The organism is Leclercia sp. M50 (assembly GCF_037150775.1).
Classification (GTDB): domain Bacteria; phylum Pseudomonadota; class Gammaproteobacteria; order Enterobacterales; family Enterobacteriaceae; genus Enterobacter.
Window position 1 is genome coordinate 19,761 of record NZ_JBBCPK010000004.1, and the last position, 17,584, is coordinate 37,344.

Here is a 17,584-nt window from a genome sequence, read left to right on the forward strand (position 1 = left end):
TATGATGGAAAATTATAAACATACGACGGTGCTACTGGATGAGGCCGTCAATGGCCTGAATATTCGTCCTGATGGCATCTATATTGATGGCACTTTTGGCCGGGGTGGCCACTCACGTTTAATCCTCTCCCAACTGGGCGCGGAAGGCCGTTTGCTGGCGATCGATCGCGATCCGCAGGCGATAGCGGTGGCAAAAACTATTGATGACCCACGCTTTTCTATCGTTCATGGTCCTTTCTCCGCGCTGGCTGATTACGTCAGCGAGCGCGATTTAACCGGCAAGATCGACGGCATTCTTCTCGATCTTGGCGTCTCCTCACCGCAGCTTGATGATGCTGAACGTGGCTTCTCCTTTATGCGCGACGGTCCGCTGGATATGCGTATGGATCCGACGCGCGGCCAGTCCGCCGCCGAGTGGCTGCAAACGGCTGATGAAGCGGATATCGCCTGGGTGATCAAAACCTTCGGCGAAGAGCGTTTTGGCAAGCGTATCGCGCGCGCCATCGTTGAGCGCAACCGCATTGAGCCGATGACCCGTACCAAAGAGCTGGCTGAAGTGATCGCGGCGGCAACGCCGGTGAAGGATAAGTACAAACATCCCGCCACCCGTACTTTCCAGGCAATTCGCATCTGGGTGAACAGCGAGCTCGAGGAGATCGAGCAGGCGCTGAAAAGTTCGCTTGGCGTACTCGCGCCGGGTGGTCGCCTGTCGATTATCAGCTTCCACTCGCTGGAAGATCGCATCGTGAAGCGTTTTATGCGCGAGCAAAGCCGTGGTCCGCAGGTGCCGGCCGGGTTACCGATGACGGAAGAGCAGCTCAAAAAGCTGGGGGGCCGTCAGCTGCGCGCATTGGGCAAGTTAATGCCGGGCGAGGCAGAAGTGGAAGAGAATCCCCGCGCCCGTAGTTCAGTGCTGCGCATTGCAGAAAGGACGAGTGCATGATCGGCAAAGTGGCAGGCACCTTAAGCAAGGTCAAAGAGACGTTAGGCAGCAACGAGCGTCATGCATTGCCGGGCGTGATCTGGGACGATCTGTTGCGTTTCGGCAAGCTGCCACTGTGCCTGTTTATTTGCATCATTGTGTCGGCGGTCACCGTTGTGACCACCGCTCACCATACCCGTTTGTTAACGGCGCAGCGCGAACAGCTGGTGCTGGAGCGTGATGCTCTGGATATCGAGTGGCGAAATCTGATCCTCGAAGAAAATGCGCTCGGCGATCACAGCCGGGTGGAACGGATCGCAACGGAAAAGCTGCAGATGCAGCATGTTGATCCCTCTCAGGAAAATATCGTAGTACAAAAATAAGGAAAAACGCGACGCATGAAATCCGCGGCGAAGGCGCTAAAACCAAAACGTCAGGAAGAACAGGCCAGCTTTATCAGCTGGCGTTTTGCGTTGCTGTGCGGCTGCATTTTACTGGCGCTGGGTTTCCTGCTGGGACGCGTGGCGTGGCTGCAGATCATTGCCCCCGACATGCTGGTGCGCCAGGGCGATATGCGCTCTCTGCGCGTTCAGGAAGTCTCGACATCGCGTGGCCTGATTACCGACCGTTCTGGTCGTCCGCTGGCGGTCAGCGTACCGGTAAAAGCGATCTGGGCGGATCCTAAAGAGCTGCATGACGCTGGCGGGATCTCACTGGATAACCGCTGGAAGGCGCTCTCTGACGCGCTGAAAATGCCGCTCGATCAGCTGGCCGCTCGCGTCAATGCTAACCCGAAAGGGCGCTTTATCTATCTGGCACGTCAGGTTAACCCTGACATGGCCGACTACATCAAAAAGCTGAAGCTGCCCGGCATTCACCTGCGTGAAGAGTCGCGTCGCTACTACCCGTCCGGGGAAGTGACCGCCCACCTGATTGGCTTTACCAACGTCGACAGCCAGGGGATTGAAGGCGTTGAGAAGAGTTTCGATAAATGGCTGACCGGTCAACCGGGCGAGCGCGTGGTGCGTAAAGACCGTTATGGTCGCGTGATTGAAGATATCTCTTCAACCGACAGCCAGGCGGCGCACAATCTGGCGTTGAGTATTGACGAGCGTTTACAGGCGCTGGTCTACCGTGAGCTGAATAACGCCGTCGCCTTTAACAAAGCGGAATCCGGCAGCGCCGTGCTGGTGGATGTCAGCACCGGTGAAGTGCTGGCGATGGCCAACAGCCCGTCTTACAACCCGAACAATTTTACCGGCACGGCCAAAGACGCCATGCGTAACCGTGCCATCACCGACGTCTTCGAGCCGGGTTCCACGGTAAAACCGATGGTGGTGATGACCGCCCTGCAGCGCGGTATCGTCAATGAAAATACCGTGCTGAATACCGTGCCTTACCGCATCAATGGTCACGAGATCAAAGACGTGGCGCGTTACAGCGAATTGACCCTCACCGGGGTTTTACAGAAGTCGAGTAACGTTGGCGTTTCTAAGCTGGCGTTAGCGATGCCGTCCTCAGCGTTAGTAGAAACTTACTCACGTTTTGGGCTGGGAAAGGCGACCAATTTGGGGTTGGTCGGAGAACGCAGTGGCTTATATCCTCAAAAACAACGGTGGTCTGACATAGAGAGGGCCACCTTCTCTTTCGGCTACGGGCTAATGGTAACGCCGTTACAGTTGGCGCGTGTCTATGCAACGATTGGCAGCTATGGCGTCTATCGCCCGCTCTCAATTACCAAAGTTGATCCCCCGGTTCCCGGTGAGCGTATCTTCCCGGAATCGATCGTTCGTACCGTCGTTCACATGATGGAAAGCGTGGCGCTGCCCGGCGGCGGCGGCGTGAAAGCGGCGATCAAAGGCTATCGCATCGCCATCAAAACCGGTACGGCGAAAAAAGTCGGGCCAGATGGCCGCTACATCAATAAATACATTGCATATACCGCAGGCGTTGCGCCTGCGAGTAATCCGCGTTTTGCGCTGGTGGTCGTCATCAACGATCCACAGGCGGGTAAATACTACGGTGGCGCCGTTTCCGCGCCGGTTTTCGGTGCCATCATGGGCGGCGTATTGCGCACCATGAACATCGAGCCGGATGCGCTGGCAACGGGCGAGAAAAGTGAATTTGTAATTAATCAAGGCGAGGGAACAGGTGGCAGATCGTAATTTGCGCGACCTTCTTGCTCCGTGGGTAACAGGCTTACCTGCGAGAGAACTGCGAGAGATGGTACTCGACAGCCGTGTGGCTGCCTCGGGCGATCTTTTTGTGGCAGTCGTAGGTCATCAGGCGGACGGGCGTCGCTATATCCCGCAGGCGATAGCGCAAGGTGTTGCTGCCATTATTGCTGAGGCAAAAGATGAGGCCACTGACGGTGAAATCCGTGAAATGCACGGCGTGCCGGTCATCTATCTCAGCCAGCTGAATGAACGTCTCTCTGCGCTGGCGGGACGTTTTTATAACGAACCTTCTGACCGGTTGCGTCTGGTTGGCGTGACCGGCACCAACGGTAAAACCACCACCACGCAGCTGATGGCGCAGTGGGCGCAACTGCTGGGTGAAACCAGCGCGGTAATGGGTACCGTGGGCAATGGCCTGCTGGGCAAAGTGAACCCAACGGAAAATACCACCGGCTCTGCCGTTGACGTACAGCACGTGCTGGCCGGTCTGGCGGGGCAGGGTGCGACCTTTGCAGCGATGGAAGTCTCTTCTCACGGGCTGGTACAGCACCGTGTCGCGGCGCTGAAATTTGCCGCCTCTGTGTTCACTAACCTGAGCCGGGATCACCTCGACTACCACGGCGACATGGAGAACTACGAAGCGGCGAAATGGCAGCTTTATGCCACGCATCACTGCGGTCAGGCGATTATCAACGCCGATGACGAAGTGGGTCGCCGCTGGCTGGCTAAACTGCCGGATGCCGTTGCGGTCTCCATGGCCGATCGTATCAACCCGAACTGCCACGGCCGCTGGCTGAAGGCCACCGACGTGGCCTATCACGATAGCGGCGCGACCATTCGCTTTGCCTCGAGCTGGGGCGAGGGCGAAATCGAAAGCCGTCTGATGGGGGCGTTCAACGTCAGCAATCTACTGCTGGCCCTCGCGACCTTGCTGGCGCTGGGTTATCCGCTGGCGGAACTGCTCCGTACCTCCGCGCGCCTGCAGCCGGTTTGTGGCCGCATGGAAGTCTTCACCGCCCCAGGCAAACCGACGGTGGTGGTGGATTATGCCCACACGCCGGATGCGCTGGAGAAAGCGCTGGAAGCCGCGCGCCTGCACTGCGCCGGTAAACTGTGGTGCGTCTTTGGCTGCGGCGGCGATCGTGATAAAGGCAAACGTCCGCTGATGGGCGCCATTGCTGAACAGTTCGCGGATATCGCGGTCGTGACCGATGACAACCCGCGCACCGAAGAGCCGCGCGCCATCATCAACGACATTCTGGCCGGTATGCTGGATGCGGGCCGTGCCCGTGTGGTGGAAGGCCGCGCAGAAGCGGTGACCAACGCCATCATGCAGGCTAACGAGAACGATGTGGTGCTGCTGGCCGGTAAAGGCCACGAAGATTATCAGATTGTCGGCACCAACCGTCTGGATTACTCCGACCGTGTAACCGCGGCGCGTCTGCTGGGAGTGGTGGCATGATCAGCGTAACGCTAAGCCAGCTTGCGACGATCCTGCGCGCAGACGTCAGCGGCGATGAGATGAGTTTCGATGCGGTGACCACCGACACGCGTAAAATCACTCCCGGCTGCCTGTTTGTGGCGCTTAAGGGGGAGCGTTTCGATGCCCACGATTTCGCCGAACAGGCGAAAGCCGCCGGGGCAGGTGCGCTGCTGGTAAGCCGTAAACTGGATATCGACCTGCCGCAGGCGGTGGTAAAAGATACCCGTCTGGCGTTTGGTGAACTGGCGGCATGGGTTCGCCAGCAGGTTCCGACGCGCGTTGTGGCGCTGACCGGCTCCTCTGGTAAAACGTCCGTTAAAGAGATGACGGCCGCCATCCTCACCCAGTGTGGCAATACCCTCTATACCGCAGGCAATCTGAACAATGATATTGGCGTACCGATGACGTTGCTGCGTCTGACCCGCGAGCATGAGTTTGCGGTAATCGAACTCGGTGCCAATCACCAGGGTGAAATCGCCTGGACCGTTAGCCTGACGCAACCGGAAGCGGCGCTGGTGAATAACCTGGCGGCGGCACATCTGGAAGGCTTCGGCTCGCTCGAAGGCGTGGCAAAAGCGAAGGGCGAGATCTACACCGGCCTGCCGGCCAACGGCATCGCCATTATGAATGCCGATAATAACGACTGGCTGAACTGGCAAAGCGTTATCGGGGATCGCAAAACCTGGCGCTTCTCGCCTAATGCCGCGAACAGCGACTTCACCGCCAACAACATTCATGTGACCTCTCACGGCACCGAATTTACGTTGCAGACCCCAACGGGGAATGTGGAGGTGCTGCTGCCTCTGCCGGGTCGCCACAACATCGCCAATGCCCTGGCGGCGAGTGCACTGGCGATGGCCGTCGGCGCGCCGCTGTCTGCTATCAAAAGCGGGCTGGCAAACCTGAAAGCCGTTCCCGGACGCCTGTTCCCGATCCCGCTGGCGGAAAACAAACTGCTGCTGGACGACTCCTACAACGCCAACGTCGGCTCCATGACTGCCGCCGTACAGGTGCTGTCTGAGATGCCTGGCTATCGCGTGATGGTGGTTGGCGATATGGCCGAGCTGGGCGATGAAAGCGAAGCCTGCCATACCCAGGTGGGTGAGGCGGCAAAAGCCTCCGGTATCGATCGCGTGTTAAGCGCGGGACATCTCAGCAAATTTATCAGCCAGGCCAGCGGCGTCGGTGAGCATTTTGCCGATAAAGCGGCGTTGATCGCTCGCCTTAAGGCACTGGTTGCAGAACAACAAATTGTGACAGTTTTAGTGAAAGGTTCACGCAGTGCCGCCATGGAAGAGGTCGTGCACGCTTTACAGGAGAACGGGACATGTTAGTTTGGCTGGCCGAGCATTTGGTCAAATATTATTCCGGCTTTAACGTCTTTTCCTATCTGACGTTTCGCGCCATCGTCAGCCTGCTGACTGCGCTGTTCATCTCATTGTGGATGGGTCCGCGCATGATTGCCCGTCTGCAAAAACTCTCTTTCGGCCAGGTCGTGCGTAACGACGGTCCGGAATCACACTTCAGTAAACGCGGTACGCCGACCATGGGCGGCATTATGATCCTCACCGCGATTGTGGTGTCGGTGCTGCTGTGGGCTTACCCGTCAAACCCGTACGTCTGGTGCGTGCTGGTGGTACTGGTGGGGTACGGGATTATCGGTTTTGTTGATGACTACCGCAAAGTGGTGCGTAAAGACACCAAAGGTCTGATCGCCCGCTGGAAATATTTCTGGATGTCGGTGATTGCGCTGGGCGTGGCCTTCGCGCTCTATCTGGCAGGAAAAGACACCCCGGCCACCGAGCTGGTGGTGCCGTTCTTTAAAGACGTGATGCCGCAGCTGGGCCTGTTCTACATCCTCTTGTCCTACTTTGTGATTGTCGGTACCGGCAATGCCGTCAACCTGACCGACGGCCTGGATGGCCTGGCCATTATGCCAACCGTCTTTGTCGCAGCGGGCTTTGCGCTGGTGGCGTGGGCGAGCGGCAATATGAACTTCGCCAGCTATCTGCATATTCCTTATCTGCGTCACGCCGGTGAGCTGGTGATCGTCTGCACGGCGATTGTCGGCGCAGGTTTAGGCTTCCTGTGGTTCAACACCTACCCGGCGCAGGTCTTTATGGGGGACGTCGGTTCTCTGGCACTGGGCGGCGCGCTGGGCATTATCGCCGTGCTGCTGCGCCAGGAGTTCCTGCTGGTGATCATGGGCGGTGTGTTCGTGGTTGAAACCCTGTCGGTGATCCTGCAGGTAGGCTCCTTCAAGCTGCGCGGTCAGCGCATCTTCCGGATGGCACCTATCCATCACCACTATGAACTGAAAGGCTGGCCGGAACCGCGCGTCATCGTGCGCTTCTGGATTATTTCGCTGATGCTGGTGCTGATTGGCCTGGCAACGCTGAAGGTACGTTAATCATGGCAGATTACCAGGGTAAAAAAGTCGTTATCATCGGGTTAGGCTTAACCGGCCTCTCCTGCGTGGACTTTTTCCTCGCGCGGGGCGTGACGCCGCGTGTGATGGACACGCGTGTCTCTCCGCCTGGTCTGGATAAACTGCCGGAACAGGTTGAACGCCACCTTGGTGGTCTGAATGATGACTGGCTGCTGGCAGCCGATCTGATTGTGGCCAGCCCCGGTATGGCGCTGGCGCACCCTTCACTGAGCGCCGCGGCCGATGCGGGCGTTGAGATTGTTGGTGATATCGAGCTGTTCTGCCGTGAAGCGCAGGCGCCTGTTATCGCCATTACCGGCTCTAACGGAAAAAGCACCGTCACCACCCTGGTGGGTGAGATGGCGAAAGCGGCGGGCAAAAATGTCGGCGTTGGCGGCAACATCGGTTTGCCGGCGCTGATGCTGCTGGACAAAGGCTGCGAGCTGTACGTACTGGAACTCTCCAGCTTCCAGCTGGAGACCACCTCCAGCCTGCATGCAGCCGCGGCCACGATCCTGAACGTGACCGAAGATCATATGGACAGGTATCCGTTTGGTCTGCAGCAGTATCGCGCAGCCAAACTGCGTATTTATGAAAATGCGAAAGTCTGCGTCGTTAACGCCGATGATGCCCTGACCATGCCAGTACGCGGCGCTGATGACCGCTGCATCAGCTTTGGTATCACCATGGGTGATTATCATCTGAACCGGCAGTTAGGTGAAACCTGGCTGCGGGTGAAAGGTGAGAAAGTGCTGAACGTGAAGGAGATGAAGCTTTCCGGTCAGCATAACTACACCAATGCGCTGGCGGCGCTGGCGCTGGCGGATGCCGTCGGTCTTCCACGTTCCTCCAGCCTGCAGGCGTTAACCACCTTTACCGGACTGGCGCACCGTTTCCAGCTGGCGCTGGAGCATAACGGGGTACGCTGGATCAATGATTCCAAAGCCACCAACGTCGGCAGCACCGAAGCGGCGCTGAACGGCCTGCACGTCGACGGCACTCTGCATCTGCTGCTGGGTGGCGACGGTAAATCTGCCGATTTCACCTCCCTGAAGCAGTATCTCTCCGGCGATAACATCCGTCTCTACTGCTTTGGTCGTGACGGCAGGGAACTGGCTGAACTGCGTCCTGAGATTGCCGAGCAGACCGAAACCATGGAACAGGCAATGCGCCTGATTGCCCCTCGCGTGAAGCCGGGCGATATGGTGCTGCTCTCTCCGGCCTGCGCCAGCCTCGATCAGTTTAAGAATTTCGAACAGCGGGGCGATCTCTTTACCCGCCTGGCGAAGGAGTTAGGCTGATGCGTTTCTCTCTCCCTCGCCCAAAAATGCCGCGCCTGCCAGGATTTGGCATCCTGGTCTGGATCTCGTCGGCATTAAAAGGCTGGGTCATGGGCTCCCGGGATAAAGACTCCGATAGCCTGGTGATGTACGACCGCATGCTGCTCTGGCTCACGCTGGGGCTGGCGGCGATTGGTTTTATTATGGTGACCTCGGCATCGATGCCTGTCGGGCAACGACTGGCGAACGATCCTTTCCTGTTTGCCAAGCGTGATGGGCTCTACATCATCCTGGCGTTCTGTCTGGCAATGGTGACGTTACGCCTGCCGATGGCGTTCTGGCAGCGCCACAGTACCGCCATGCTCATCGCCTCGATCGTGATGCTGTTAATCGTGCTGGTGGTCGGGAGCTCGGTGAACGGGGCATCGCGCTGGATTGCTTTTGGCCCGCTGCGTATTCAGCCGGCGGAATTTACCAAGCTGTCGCTCTTCTGCTATCTCGCCAACTACCTGGTGCGTAAGGTGGATGAGGTGCGTAACAACCTGCGCGGCTTCTTAAAACCGATGGGCGTGATTCTGGTGCTGGCGGTACTGCTGCTGGCCCAGCCGGACCTCGGTACCGTGGTGGTACTGTTCGTCACCACGCTGGCGATGCTGTTCCTGGCGGGGGCGAAACTGTGGCAGTTCATCGCCATCATCGGGATGGGGATCTCCGCGGTCGTGCTGCTGATCCTCGCCGAGCCGTATCGTATCCGCCGCGTGACCTCTTTCTGGAACCCCTGGGAAGATCCGTTCGGCAGCGGTTATCAGCTGACACAGTCGCTGATGGCGTTTGGCCGCGGTGAAATGTGGGGCCAAGGGCTGGGGAACTCGGTCCAGAAACTGGAATATTTACCCGAAGCGCATACCGACTTCATCTTCTCCATTATTGGGGAAGAACTGGGTTATATCGGTGTGGTATTAGCGCTATTAATGGTATTCTTCGTCGCTTTCCGTGCGATGTCGATTGGCCGAAAAGCGCTGGTTATCGATCACCGTTTTTCAGGCTTTTTAGCCTGCTCAATCGGGATCTGGTTTAGCTTCCAGGCGCTGGTTAACGTAGGTGCCGCAGCAGGTATGCTGCCAACCAAAGGTCTGACGTTGCCGTTAATCAGTTACGGTGGTTCGAGTCTGTTGATCATGTCGACCGCCATTATGTTCTTGTTACGCATAGATTATGAAACGCGTCTGGAAAATGCCCAGGCGTTTACACGAGGTTCACGATGAATCAACCGAAGCGGTTAATGGTGATGGCGGGCGGTACTGGCGGGCATGTGTTCCCCGGGCTCGCGGTTGCGCACCATTTAATGGATCAGGGCTGGCAGGTACGCTGGCTGGGAACCGCCGACCGCATGGAGGCCGATCTGGTGCCGAAGCACGGGATTGAGATCGACTTTATTCGTATTTCTGGCCTGCGCGGCAAGGGGATCAAAGCGTTGCTGCTGGCGCCGGTGCGTATTTTCAACGCCTGGCGTCAGGCGCGGGCGATCATGAAGCGTTTTAAGCCGGACGTGGTGCTGGGGATGGGCGGTTATGTCTCCGGCCCAGGCGGGCTGGCGGCGTGGTCGCTCGGTATTCCGGTTGTGCTTCACGAGCAGAACGGTATCGCGGGCCTCACCAATAAATGGCTGGCGAAAATTGCCAGCAAAGTGATGCAGGCTTTTCCGGGGGCATTCCCGAAAGCCGACGTGGTAGGCAACCCGGTGCGTGTTGACGTGCTGGCCCTGCCGTTGCCGCAGGAGCGACTCGTTGGCCGTGAAGGGCCGGTGCGGGTACTGGTCGTGGGCGGCTCACAGGGCGCGCGCGTTCTGAACCAGACCCTGCCGCAGGTGGCGGCGAAGCTCGGCAGCGCGGTGACCATCTGGCATCAAAGCGGAAAAGGCGCGCAGCAAACGGTAGAGCAAGCTTATGCCGAAGCCGGACAGCCGCAGCATAAAGTGACCGAATTTATCGACGACATGGCGGCGGCGTATGCCTGGGCCGATGTCGTGGTCTGCCGCTCCGGCGCGCTGACGGTGAGCGAGATCGCCGCCGCTGGCTTGCCGGCGCTGTTTGTGCCGTTCCAGCACAAAGACCGTCAGCAGTACTGGAATGCGCTGCCGCTTGAAAAAGCCGGTGCCGCGAAAATTTTTGAACAGCCGCAGTTTACCGCCGACGCGGTCGCCACCACCCTGGCGGGCTGGGACCGGGAGACATTGCTGGCGATGGCGCAGCACGCACGTGCCGCCGCGATCCCGGATGCAACGGAGCGGGTGGCGAAAGAAGTGAGCCTGGCAGCCCAGGCGTAACCCTCGCAGCGCGTGTTGCGCTGCACGATTTTTTTGAAGTAGTCGATGGCGTTTAGAGAATGAATACACAACAACTGGCGAAACTGCGTTCAATCGTGCCCGAGATGCGTCGCGTCCGGCACATTCACTTTGTTGGCATCGGCGGCGCCGGTATGGGCGGTATTGCCGAGGTGCTGGCGAATGAAGGCTACCAGATCAGCGGGTCCGATCTGGCGCCGAACCCTGTTACGCAACAGTTGGCGTCGCTGGGTGCGACCATCTATTTTAATCACCGCCCGGAAAACGTGCTGGATGCGAGCGTGGTCGTGGTCTCCAGCGCCATTCCCGCCGATAACCCGGAAATCGTTGCCGCACATGAAGCGCGTATCCCGGTGATCCGCCGCGCGGAGATGCTGGCCGAGCTGATGCGTTTTCGTCACGGTATTGCCATTGCCGGTACGCACGGTAAAACCACCACCACGGCGATGGTCTCCAGTATTTATGCCGAAGCGGGTCTCGATCCGACCTTCGTGAACGGCGGCCTGGTCAAAGCGGCGGGCGTTCACGCTCGCCTCGGCAACAGCCGTTATCTCATCGCGGAAGCGGATGAGAGTGACGCCTCGTTCCTGCATTTGCAGCCGATGGTGGCGATTGTGACCAACATCGAAGCCGACCATATGGATACCTACCAGGGCGACTTCGAAAATTTAAAGCAAACCTTTATAAACTTTTTGCACAACCTGCCGTTTTATGGACGTGCGGTCATGTGCGTTGACGATCCGGTGATCCGCGAGCTGCTGCCGCGTGTCGGACGTCAGATCACGACATACGGTTTCAGCGAAGATGCTGATGTCCGCATAGAGAGCTTCAAACAGATTGGTGCGCAGGGGCATTTCACTCTGGCACGTCAGGATAAAGAGCTGCTGCAGGTGACGCTTAACGCGCCAGGACGTCATAACGCCCTTAATGCTGCGGCAGCCGTTGCGGTCGCCACAGAGGAAGGCATTGACGACGAGGCGATTCTGCGGGCGCTGGAAAGCTTCCAGGGAACCGGGCGCCGTTTTGATTTCCTCGGCGAGTTTCCGCTGGAGGGGGTTAATGGCAAAAGCGGCACCGCGATGCTGGTGGATGACTACGGACACCACCCGACAGAAGTGGATGCCACGATCAAAGCGGCGCGCGCGGGCTGGCCGGACAAAAATCTGGTTATGCTGTTCCAGCCACACCGTTACACCCGTACCCGTGACCTGTACGATGATTTCGCGAATGTGCTCTCGCAGGTTGATACGTTGCTGATGCTGGAAGTGTACTCAGCGGGTGAGGCGGCCATTCCGGGTGCCGACAGCCGTTCGCTGTGCCGTACCATTCGTGGGCGCGGCAAGGTCGACCCGATTCTGGTCTCCGATCATGCACAGGCGGCAGCCATGCTTGCCCCAGTGTTGACCGGCAATGATTTGATTCTGGTGCAAGGGGCAGGAAATATCGGCAAAATCGCCCGTACACTGGCCGAAATCAAACTTAAGCCGCAAATTTCGGAGGAAGAGCATCATGGCTGATAAGATTGCGGTCCTCGCTGGCGGCACCTCGGCTGAGCGCGAGGTCTCCCTGAACTCTGGCGCCGCGGTGTTGGCCGGGTTGCGGGAAGGCGACGTTGATGCGCACCTGGTCGATCCGAAAGAGACCGACGTGACGCGCCTGAAAGAGATGGGTTTTGACAAAGTGTTTATCGCGCTGCACGGTCGCGGCGGTGAAGACGGCACGTTGCAGGGCTTGCTGGATATCATTGGCCTGCCTTATACCGGCAGCGGCGTGATGGCGTCGGCCATCTCTATGGACAAACTGCGCAGCAAGCTGCTCTGGCAGGGCGCCGGGTTACCGGTTGCGCCTTGGGTGGCACTGACACGCCGTGAATTTGAGCAGGGCCTTGAAGCCAGCGTCACTGAACGTATTGCAGCGCTGGGATTGCCAGTGATTGTGAAACCCAGCCGTGAAGGCTCAAGCGTAGGAATGTCTAAAGTAGACGAAGCAGGCGATATATCATCTGCATTAGCGCTGGCATTTCAACATGATGAAGAAGTTCTGGTTGAAAAATGGCTAAGCGGACCGGAATTTACCGTTGCGATGCTCGGGGAAGAAATTTTACCGTCAATTCGTATCCAACCTGCCGGAACCTTCTATGATTATGAGGCGAAGTATCTCTCTGATGAGACGCAATATTTCTGCCCAAGTGGTCTGGATGCCGGGCGTGAAGCATTATTAAGCGCTCTGGTGCTAAAAGCCTGGCATGTTCTTGGCTGCCGTGGTTGGGGAAGAATCGACGTCATGCAGGATAGCGACGGGCAATTTTATCTGCTGGAAGCCAATACCTCACCGGGTATGACCAGCCACAGTCTGGTGCCGATGGCGGCTCGCCAGGCGGGAATGAGCTTCTCGCAGCTGGTGGTCCGCATTCTGGATCAGGCGGGCTGATATGTCTCAGGCTGCGCTGAACACGCGAAACCGCGACGAGGAAGAAGAATATACTTCCCGGCGGAGTAATGGAACGCGTCTTGCAGGGATTACCTTCCTGCTCGCCGTGCTGTGTACTGTGTTTGTTAGCGGCTGGATGGTGCTCGGCTGGATGGAAGATGCACAACGTCTGCCTCTGTCGAAACTGGTGGTAACGGGTGACCGTCACTACACGCGTAATGATGATATCCGTCAGTCGATCCTGGCATTGGGATCGCCTGGCACCTTCATGACGCAGGATGTGAACATTATTCAGAGTCAGATTGAGCGCCTGCCGTGGATTAAACAGGCAAGCGTCAGAAAGCAATGGCCTGATGAATTGAAGATTCATCTGGTTGAATATGTACCCATTGCGCGTTGGAATGATCAGCATATGGTTGACGTACAGGGAGTTTCTTTCAGCGTCCCGGCCGATCGTGTCAGCAAGCAAAATTTACCTATGTTATATGGGCCGGAAGGCAGCGAAAACGAAGTGCTGGAAGGTTTTCGTAGCATGGGGAAGGTGCTGGCTAAGGATCGTTTTACCCTGAAACAGGCTGCAATGACGGCGCGTCGTTCCTGGCAGTTGACGCTGACGAACGATATTAAGCTGAACCTGGGGCGGGGTGACACGATGAAGCGTCTGGAACGTTTTGTAGAACTCTATCCCGTTCTGCAGCAGCAGGCGCAGGCTGAAGGCAAAAGGATTAGCTACGTTGATTTGCGCTATGACTCAGGCGCATCGGTCGGGTGGACCCCGGCCCCGGTTGAGGAACCTAATCAGCAACAGAATCAGGCTCAGGTACAGGCAGAATAACAATGATCAAGGCGACGGACAGAAAACTGGTAGTAGGACTGGAGATTGGCACTGCGAAGGTTGCTGCTTTAGTAGGGGAAGTTCTGCCCGACGGTATGGTCAATATCATTGGTGTGGGTAGCTGCCCCTCCCGTGGTATGGATAAAGGTGGGGTAAACGACCTCGAGTCGGTGGTGAAATGCGTACAGCGCGCCATCGATCAGGCCGAACTGATGGCGGATTGCCAGATTTCCTCCGTGTATCTGGCACTCTCTGGCAAACATATCAGCTGCCAGAACGAGATCGGTATGGTGCCGATCTCAGAAGAAGAAGTCTCGCAGGAAGACGTCGAGAACGTAGTGCATACTGCGAAGTCGGTGCGTGTCCGCGATGAGCATCGCGTACTGCATGTGATCCCGCAGGAATACGCCATCGATTATCAGGAAGGCATTAAAAATCCGGTGGGGCTTTCAGGCGTGCGTATGCAGGCAAAAGTGCACTTGATCACATGTCACAACGATATGGCGAAGAACATTGTTAAAGCCGTGGAACGTTGTGGCCTGAAAGTTGACCAACTTATTTTCGCCGGTCTGGCGGCAAGTTATTCGGTGCTGACTGAAGACGAACGTGAGCTGGGCGTCTGTGTCGTCGATATCGGCGGTGGTACTATGGACATGGCCGTCTACACCGGCGGAGCGCTGCGCCACACCAAAGTTATCCCTTATGCAGGGAATGTGGTCACCAGCGATATCGCGTATGCCTTTGGTACGCCACCGAGCGATGCTGAGGCGATTAAAGTGCGCCACGGGTGTGCGCTGGGCTCTATCGTTGGTAAAGATGAGAGCGTCGAAGTGCCGAGCGTCGGTGGTCGTCCGCCGCGCAGCCTGCAGCGCCAGACGTTGGCCGAGGTCATTGAGCCGCGTTATACCGAGCTGCTCAACCTCGTGAACGAAGAGATTTTGCAATTACAGGAACAGCTTCGCCAGCAGGGGGTTAAACATCATCTTGCGGCGGGGATTGTATTAACCGGCGGCGCGGCGCAAATTGAAGGTCTTGCGGCTTGCGCTCAGCGCGTGTTCCATACGCAGGTGCGCATTGGGGCACCGCTGAACATCACCGGTCTGACGGATTATGCTCAGGAGCCGTATTACTCAACGGCTGTGGGCTTGCTTCATTACGGGAAGGAAACCCATCTTAGTGGCGAAGCAGAAGTAGAAAAACGCACGTCGGTGGGTTCGTGGTTTAAACGAATCAACACCTGGCTGCGAAAAGAGTTTTAATTTTTGTAAGAGACCGGAGAGAATTAACGGTTTCAGGCGACAGGCACAAAACGGAGAGAAACTATGTTTGAACCTATGGAACTGACCAACGACGCGGTGATTAAAGTCATCGGCGTCGGTGGCGGCGGCGGTAATGCTGTAGAGCACATGGTGCGCGAGCGCATCGAAGGCGTTGAATTCTTCGCGGTGAACACCGATGCGCAGGCACTGCGTAAGACGGCTGTTGGCCAGACAATTCAGATCGGCGGCGGCATCACTAAAGGGCTGGGCGCTGGGGCAAACCCGGAAGTCGGCCGTAACGCTGCAGAAGAAGATCGTGAAGCACTGCGTGCGGCACTTGATGGTGCAGACATGGTGTTTATTGCCGCAGGCATGGGCGGTGGTACCGGAACCGGTGCTGCGCCAGTTGTTGCGGAAGTGGCTAAAGATTTAGGTATCCTGACTGTTGCCGTTGTGACCAAGCCTTTCAACTTTGAAGGCAAGAAGCGTATGGCGTTTGCAGAGCAGGGTATCACCGAGCTGTCCAAGCATGTGGACTCGCTGATCACTATTCCAAACGACAAACTGCTGAAAGTGCTGGGTCGTGGCATCTCTCTGCTGGACGCTTTTGGCGCGGCGAACGATGTTCTGAAAGGCGCAGTCCAGGGTATCGCCGAGCTGATCACCCGTCCAGGCCTGATGAACGTCGACTTTGCTGACGTGCGCACCGTGATGTCCGAAATGGGCTACGCGATGATGGGTTCCGGCGTGGCGAAAGGTGAAGACCGTGCAGAAGAAGCCGCTGAAATGGCGATCTCTTCTCCGCTGCTGGAAGATATCGATCTGTCTGGCGCGCGCGGCGTGCTGGTTAACATCACTGCGGGCTTCGACCTGCGTCTGGATGAGTTCGAAACCGTGGGTAACACCATCCGTGCGTTCGCCTCTGATAACGCAACCGTGGTAATCGGTACTTCCCTTGATCCGGAAATGAACGATGAGCTGCGCGTAACGGTTGTTGCGACCGGTATCGGTATGGACAAACGTCCTGAGATCACTCTGGTGACCAACAAAACTGCACAGCAGCCGGTGATGGATCGCTACCAGCCGCACGGCATGGCGCCATTGACCCAGGAGCAGAAACCCGCTGCTAAGGTGGTGAATGACAATACGCCACAAACGCAGAAAGAGCCGGATTATCTGGACATTCCAGCATTCCTGCGTAAACAAGCTGATTAAGAATTAGCTGGAATTAGGGAATTTACGCTCTTTGTGCTAAACTGGCCGCCCGATAGTGATGTACACTCTCGGTTGGATAAGTAACTTGGCGAGATTATACGATGATCAAACAAAGGACATTAAAACGTATCGTTCAGGCGACAGGTGTCGGTTTACATACCGGCAAGAAAGTCACCCTGACGTTGCGCCCTGCGCCGGCCAATACCGGGGTCATCTATCGTCGCACCGACTTGAATCCACCGGTAGATTTCCCGGCTGATGCCAAATCTGTGCGTGATACCATGCTCTGTACTTGCCTGGTGAATGAGCATGACGTGCGGATATCTACCGTAGAGCACCTGAATGCCGCCCTGGCGGGTCTGGGTATCGACAACATTATTGTTGAAGTCGATGCGCCGGAAATCCCGATTATGGATGGCAGTGCTGCACCGTTCGTCTACCTGTTGTTGGACGCCGGCATCGAAGAACTGAACAGTGCGAAGAAATTCGTACGTATCAAAGAGACCGTTCGTGTCCAGGATGGCGACAAATGGGCTGAATTCAAGCCGTTTAATGGTTTTTCGTTGGATTTCACCATCGACTTCAACCATCCGGCGATTGATTCCAGCACCCAGCGCTATGCGATGAACTTCTCTGCTGATGCGTTTATGCGTCAGATCAGTCGAGCGCGTACGTTTGGTTTCATGCGTGATATCGAATATCTGCAGTCCCGCGGCCTGTGCCTGGGCGGCAGCTTCGATTGTGCCATCGTTGTTGACGATTATCGCGTACTGAACGAAGACGGCCTGCGTTTTGAAGACGAATTCGTTCGTCACAAAATGCTGGATGCGATCGGCGACCTGTTCATGTGTGGTCACAACATCATTGGTGCGTTTACCGCGTATAAATCCGGTCACGCACTGAACAACAAATTGTTGCAGGCTGTTCTGGCAAAACAGGAAGCCTGGGAATATGTGACCTTCGAAGACGAAGCTGAACTGCCTCTGGCATTCAAAGCACCGAGCACGGTTCTGGCGTAACGGTAAATTCCGTTATGTAAATTCGACTGGTTGACCTGGCACTCTCTCCGGCCAGGAAGACCAGTCGTTTTTGTTTTTATCTTCCCCGTATTGCTGTAGTCAATGGCTCGTTTGCTGATTTCATCACCATTTTTAACCTCCTCTGTGGCGCATTACTGCTGCTGCAACCCGGCTTTAGTGTTACTATCTGGG

15 protein-coding genes are annotated in these 17,584 nt (G+C 56.9%); all 15 read left to right on the forward strand.

Annotation, left to right across the window (positions count from 1 at the left end):
- The first annotated feature begins 1 nt into the window (after window position 1).
- The 15 genes from rsmH (at window position 2) to lpxC (ending at window position 17,392) form a co-directional block, all read left to right on the forward strand.
- Window positions 2–943 carry a 16S rRNA (cytosine(1402)-N(4))-methyltransferase RsmH gene (gene rsmH / locus WFM46_RS01565; RefSeq protein WP_103178263.1) on the forward strand — a complete coding sequence of 314 codons (942 nt, stop codon included), beginning with the start codon at window positions 2–4 and terminating at the stop codon, window positions 941–943.
- The gene (ftsL, locus tag WFM46_RS01570) at window positions 940–1,305 is read left to right on the forward strand and encodes a cell division protein FtsL (protein WP_103178264.1); all 366 of its coding nucleotides are present in this window, start codon (window positions 940–942) and stop codon (window positions 1,303–1,305) included. Before rsmH ends, ftsL begins: the two co-directional genes overlap by 4 nt.
- A 15-nt stretch (window positions 1,306–1,320) precedes the next feature.
- Window positions 1,321–3,087 carry a peptidoglycan glycosyltransferase FtsI gene (locus WFM46_RS01575; protein ID WP_114315899.1) on the forward strand — a complete coding sequence of 589 codons (1,767 nt, stop codon included), beginning with the start codon at window positions 1,321–1,323 and terminating at the stop codon, window positions 3,085–3,087.
- On the forward strand, window positions 3,074–4,561 hold the full coding sequence (gene murE, locus WFM46_RS01580) for a UDP-N-acetylmuramoyl-L-alanyl-D-glutamate--2,6-diaminopimelate ligase (protein WP_159339987.1): 1,488 nt from the start codon (window positions 3,074–3,076) through the stop codon (window positions 4,559–4,561). Before WFM46_RS01575 ends, murE begins: the two co-directional genes overlap by 14 nt.
- The gene (gene murF / locus WFM46_RS01585) at window positions 4,558–5,916 is read left to right on the forward strand and encodes a UDP-N-acetylmuramoyl-tripeptide--D-alanyl-D-alanine ligase (RefSeq protein ID WP_336996947.1); all 1,359 of its coding nucleotides are present in this window, start codon (window positions 4,558–4,560) and stop codon (window positions 5,914–5,916) included. The genes murE and murF overlap by 4 nt, the downstream gene beginning before the upstream one ends.
- Window positions 5,910–6,992, forward strand: a complete 1,083-nt coding sequence (gene mraY / locus WFM46_RS01590; RefSeq protein ID WP_103178268.1) for a phospho-N-acetylmuramoyl-pentapeptide-transferase — start codon at window positions 5,910–5,912, stop codon at window positions 6,990–6,992. The genes murF and mraY overlap by 7 nt, the downstream gene beginning before the upstream one ends.
- Window positions 6,993–6,994: 2 nt before the next feature.
- Entirely contained in the window at window positions 6,995–8,311 is a 1,317-nt protein-coding gene (gene murD / locus WFM46_RS01595; protein WP_220435364.1) for a UDP-N-acetylmuramoyl-L-alanine--D-glutamate ligase, read from the forward strand.
- Entirely contained in the window at window positions 8,311–9,555 is a 1,245-nt protein-coding gene (gene ftsW, locus WFM46_RS01600) for a cell division protein FtsW (RefSeq protein ID WP_039030375.1), read from the forward strand. Before murD ends, ftsW begins: the two co-directional genes overlap by 1 nt.
- A complete protein-coding gene (murG, locus tag WFM46_RS01605) occupies window positions 9,552–10,616 on the forward strand; it encodes an undecaprenyldiphospho-muramoylpentapeptide beta-N-acetylglucosaminyltransferase (protein ID WP_103823248.1) in 1,065 nt (354 codons plus the stop codon). Before ftsW ends, murG begins: the two co-directional genes overlap by 4 nt.
- 59 nt (window positions 10,617–10,675) lie before the next feature.
- The gene (gene murC, locus WFM46_RS01610) at window positions 10,676–12,151 is read left to right on the forward strand and encodes a UDP-N-acetylmuramate--L-alanine ligase (protein WP_180209021.1); all 1,476 of its coding nucleotides are present in this window, start codon (window positions 10,676–10,678) and stop codon (window positions 12,149–12,151) included.
- Window positions 12,144–13,064 carry a D-alanine--D-alanine ligase gene (locus tag WFM46_RS01615; protein ID WP_336996948.1) on the forward strand — a complete coding sequence of 307 codons (921 nt, stop codon included), beginning with the start codon at window positions 12,144–12,146 and terminating at the stop codon, window positions 13,062–13,064. The genes murC and WFM46_RS01615 overlap by 8 nt, the downstream gene beginning before the upstream one ends.
- A 1-nt stretch (window position 13,065) precedes the next feature.
- Entirely contained in the window at window positions 13,066–13,899 is an 834-nt protein-coding gene (ftsQ, locus tag WFM46_RS01620) for a cell division protein FtsQ (RefSeq protein ID WP_336996949.1), read from the forward strand.
- Window positions 13,900–13,901: 2 nt separating this feature from the next.
- On the forward strand, window positions 13,902–15,158 hold the full coding sequence (gene ftsA / locus WFM46_RS01625) for a cell division protein FtsA (RefSeq protein ID WP_103178274.1): 1,257 nt from the start codon (window positions 13,902–13,904) through the stop codon (window positions 15,156–15,158).
- Between the two features lie 63 nt (window positions 15,159–15,221).
- Window positions 15,222–16,373 carry a cell division protein FtsZ gene (gene ftsZ, locus WFM46_RS01630; protein WP_103178275.1) on the forward strand — a complete coding sequence of 384 codons (1,152 nt, stop codon included), beginning with the start codon at window positions 15,222–15,224 and terminating at the stop codon, window positions 16,371–16,373.
- Window positions 16,374–16,474: 101 nt separating this feature from the next.
- Window positions 16,475–17,392 carry a UDP-3-O-acyl-N-acetylglucosamine deacetylase gene (gene lpxC, locus WFM46_RS01635; RefSeq protein ID WP_103178276.1) on the forward strand — a complete coding sequence of 306 codons (918 nt, stop codon included), beginning with the start codon at window positions 16,475–16,477 and terminating at the stop codon, window positions 17,390–17,392.
- The last annotated feature ends 192 nt before the right edge of the window (window positions 17,393–17,584 follow it).

Excerpts from the sequence above, each read along its gene's own strand:
- rsmH (WP_103178263.1), top strand. The coding sequence starts at position 2 with ATGATGGAAAATTATAAACATACGACGGTGCTACTGGATGAGGCCGTC.
- ftsL (WP_103178264.1), top strand. The coding sequence starts at position 940 with ATGATCGGCAAAGTGGCAGGCACCTTAAGCAAGGTCAAAGAGACGTTA.
- WFM46_RS01575 (WP_114315899.1), top strand. The coding sequence starts at position 1,321 with ATGAAATCCGCGGCGAAGGCGCTAAAACCAAAACGTCAGGAAGAACAG.
- murF (WP_336996947.1), top strand. The coding sequence starts at position 4,558 with ATGATCAGCGTAACGCTAAGCCAGCTTGCGACGATCCTGCGCGCAGAC.
- mraY (WP_103178268.1), top strand. The coding sequence starts at position 5,910 with ATGTTAGTTTGGCTGGCCGAGCATTTGGTCAAATATTATTCCGGCTTT.
- murD (WP_220435364.1), top strand. The coding sequence starts at position 6,995 with ATGGCAGATTACCAGGGTAAAAAAGTCGTTATCATCGGGTTAGGCTTA.
- ftsW (WP_039030375.1), top strand. The coding sequence starts at position 8,311 with ATGCGTTTCTCTCTCCCTCGCCCAAAAATGCCGCGCCTGCCAGGATTT.
- murG (WP_103823248.1), top strand. The coding sequence starts at position 9,552 with ATGAATCAACCGAAGCGGTTAATGGTGATGGCGGGCGGTACTGGCGGG.
- murC (WP_180209021.1), top strand. The coding sequence starts at position 10,676 with ATGAATACACAACAACTGGCGAAACTGCGTTCAATCGTGCCCGAGATG.
- WFM46_RS01615 (WP_336996948.1), top strand. The coding sequence starts at position 12,144 with ATGGCTGATAAGATTGCGGTCCTCGCTGGCGGCACCTCGGCTGAGCGC.
- ftsQ (WP_336996949.1), top strand. The coding sequence starts at position 13,066 with ATGTCTCAGGCTGCGCTGAACACGCGAAACCGCGACGAGGAAGAAGAA.
- ftsA (WP_103178274.1), top strand. The coding sequence starts at position 13,902 with ATGATCAAGGCGACGGACAGAAAACTGGTAGTAGGACTGGAGATTGGC.
- ftsZ (WP_103178275.1), top strand. The coding sequence starts at position 15,222 with ATGTTTGAACCTATGGAACTGACCAACGACGCGGTGATTAAAGTCATC.
- lpxC (WP_103178276.1), top strand. The coding sequence starts at position 16,475 with ATGATCAAACAAAGGACATTAAAACGTATCGTTCAGGCGACAGGTGTC.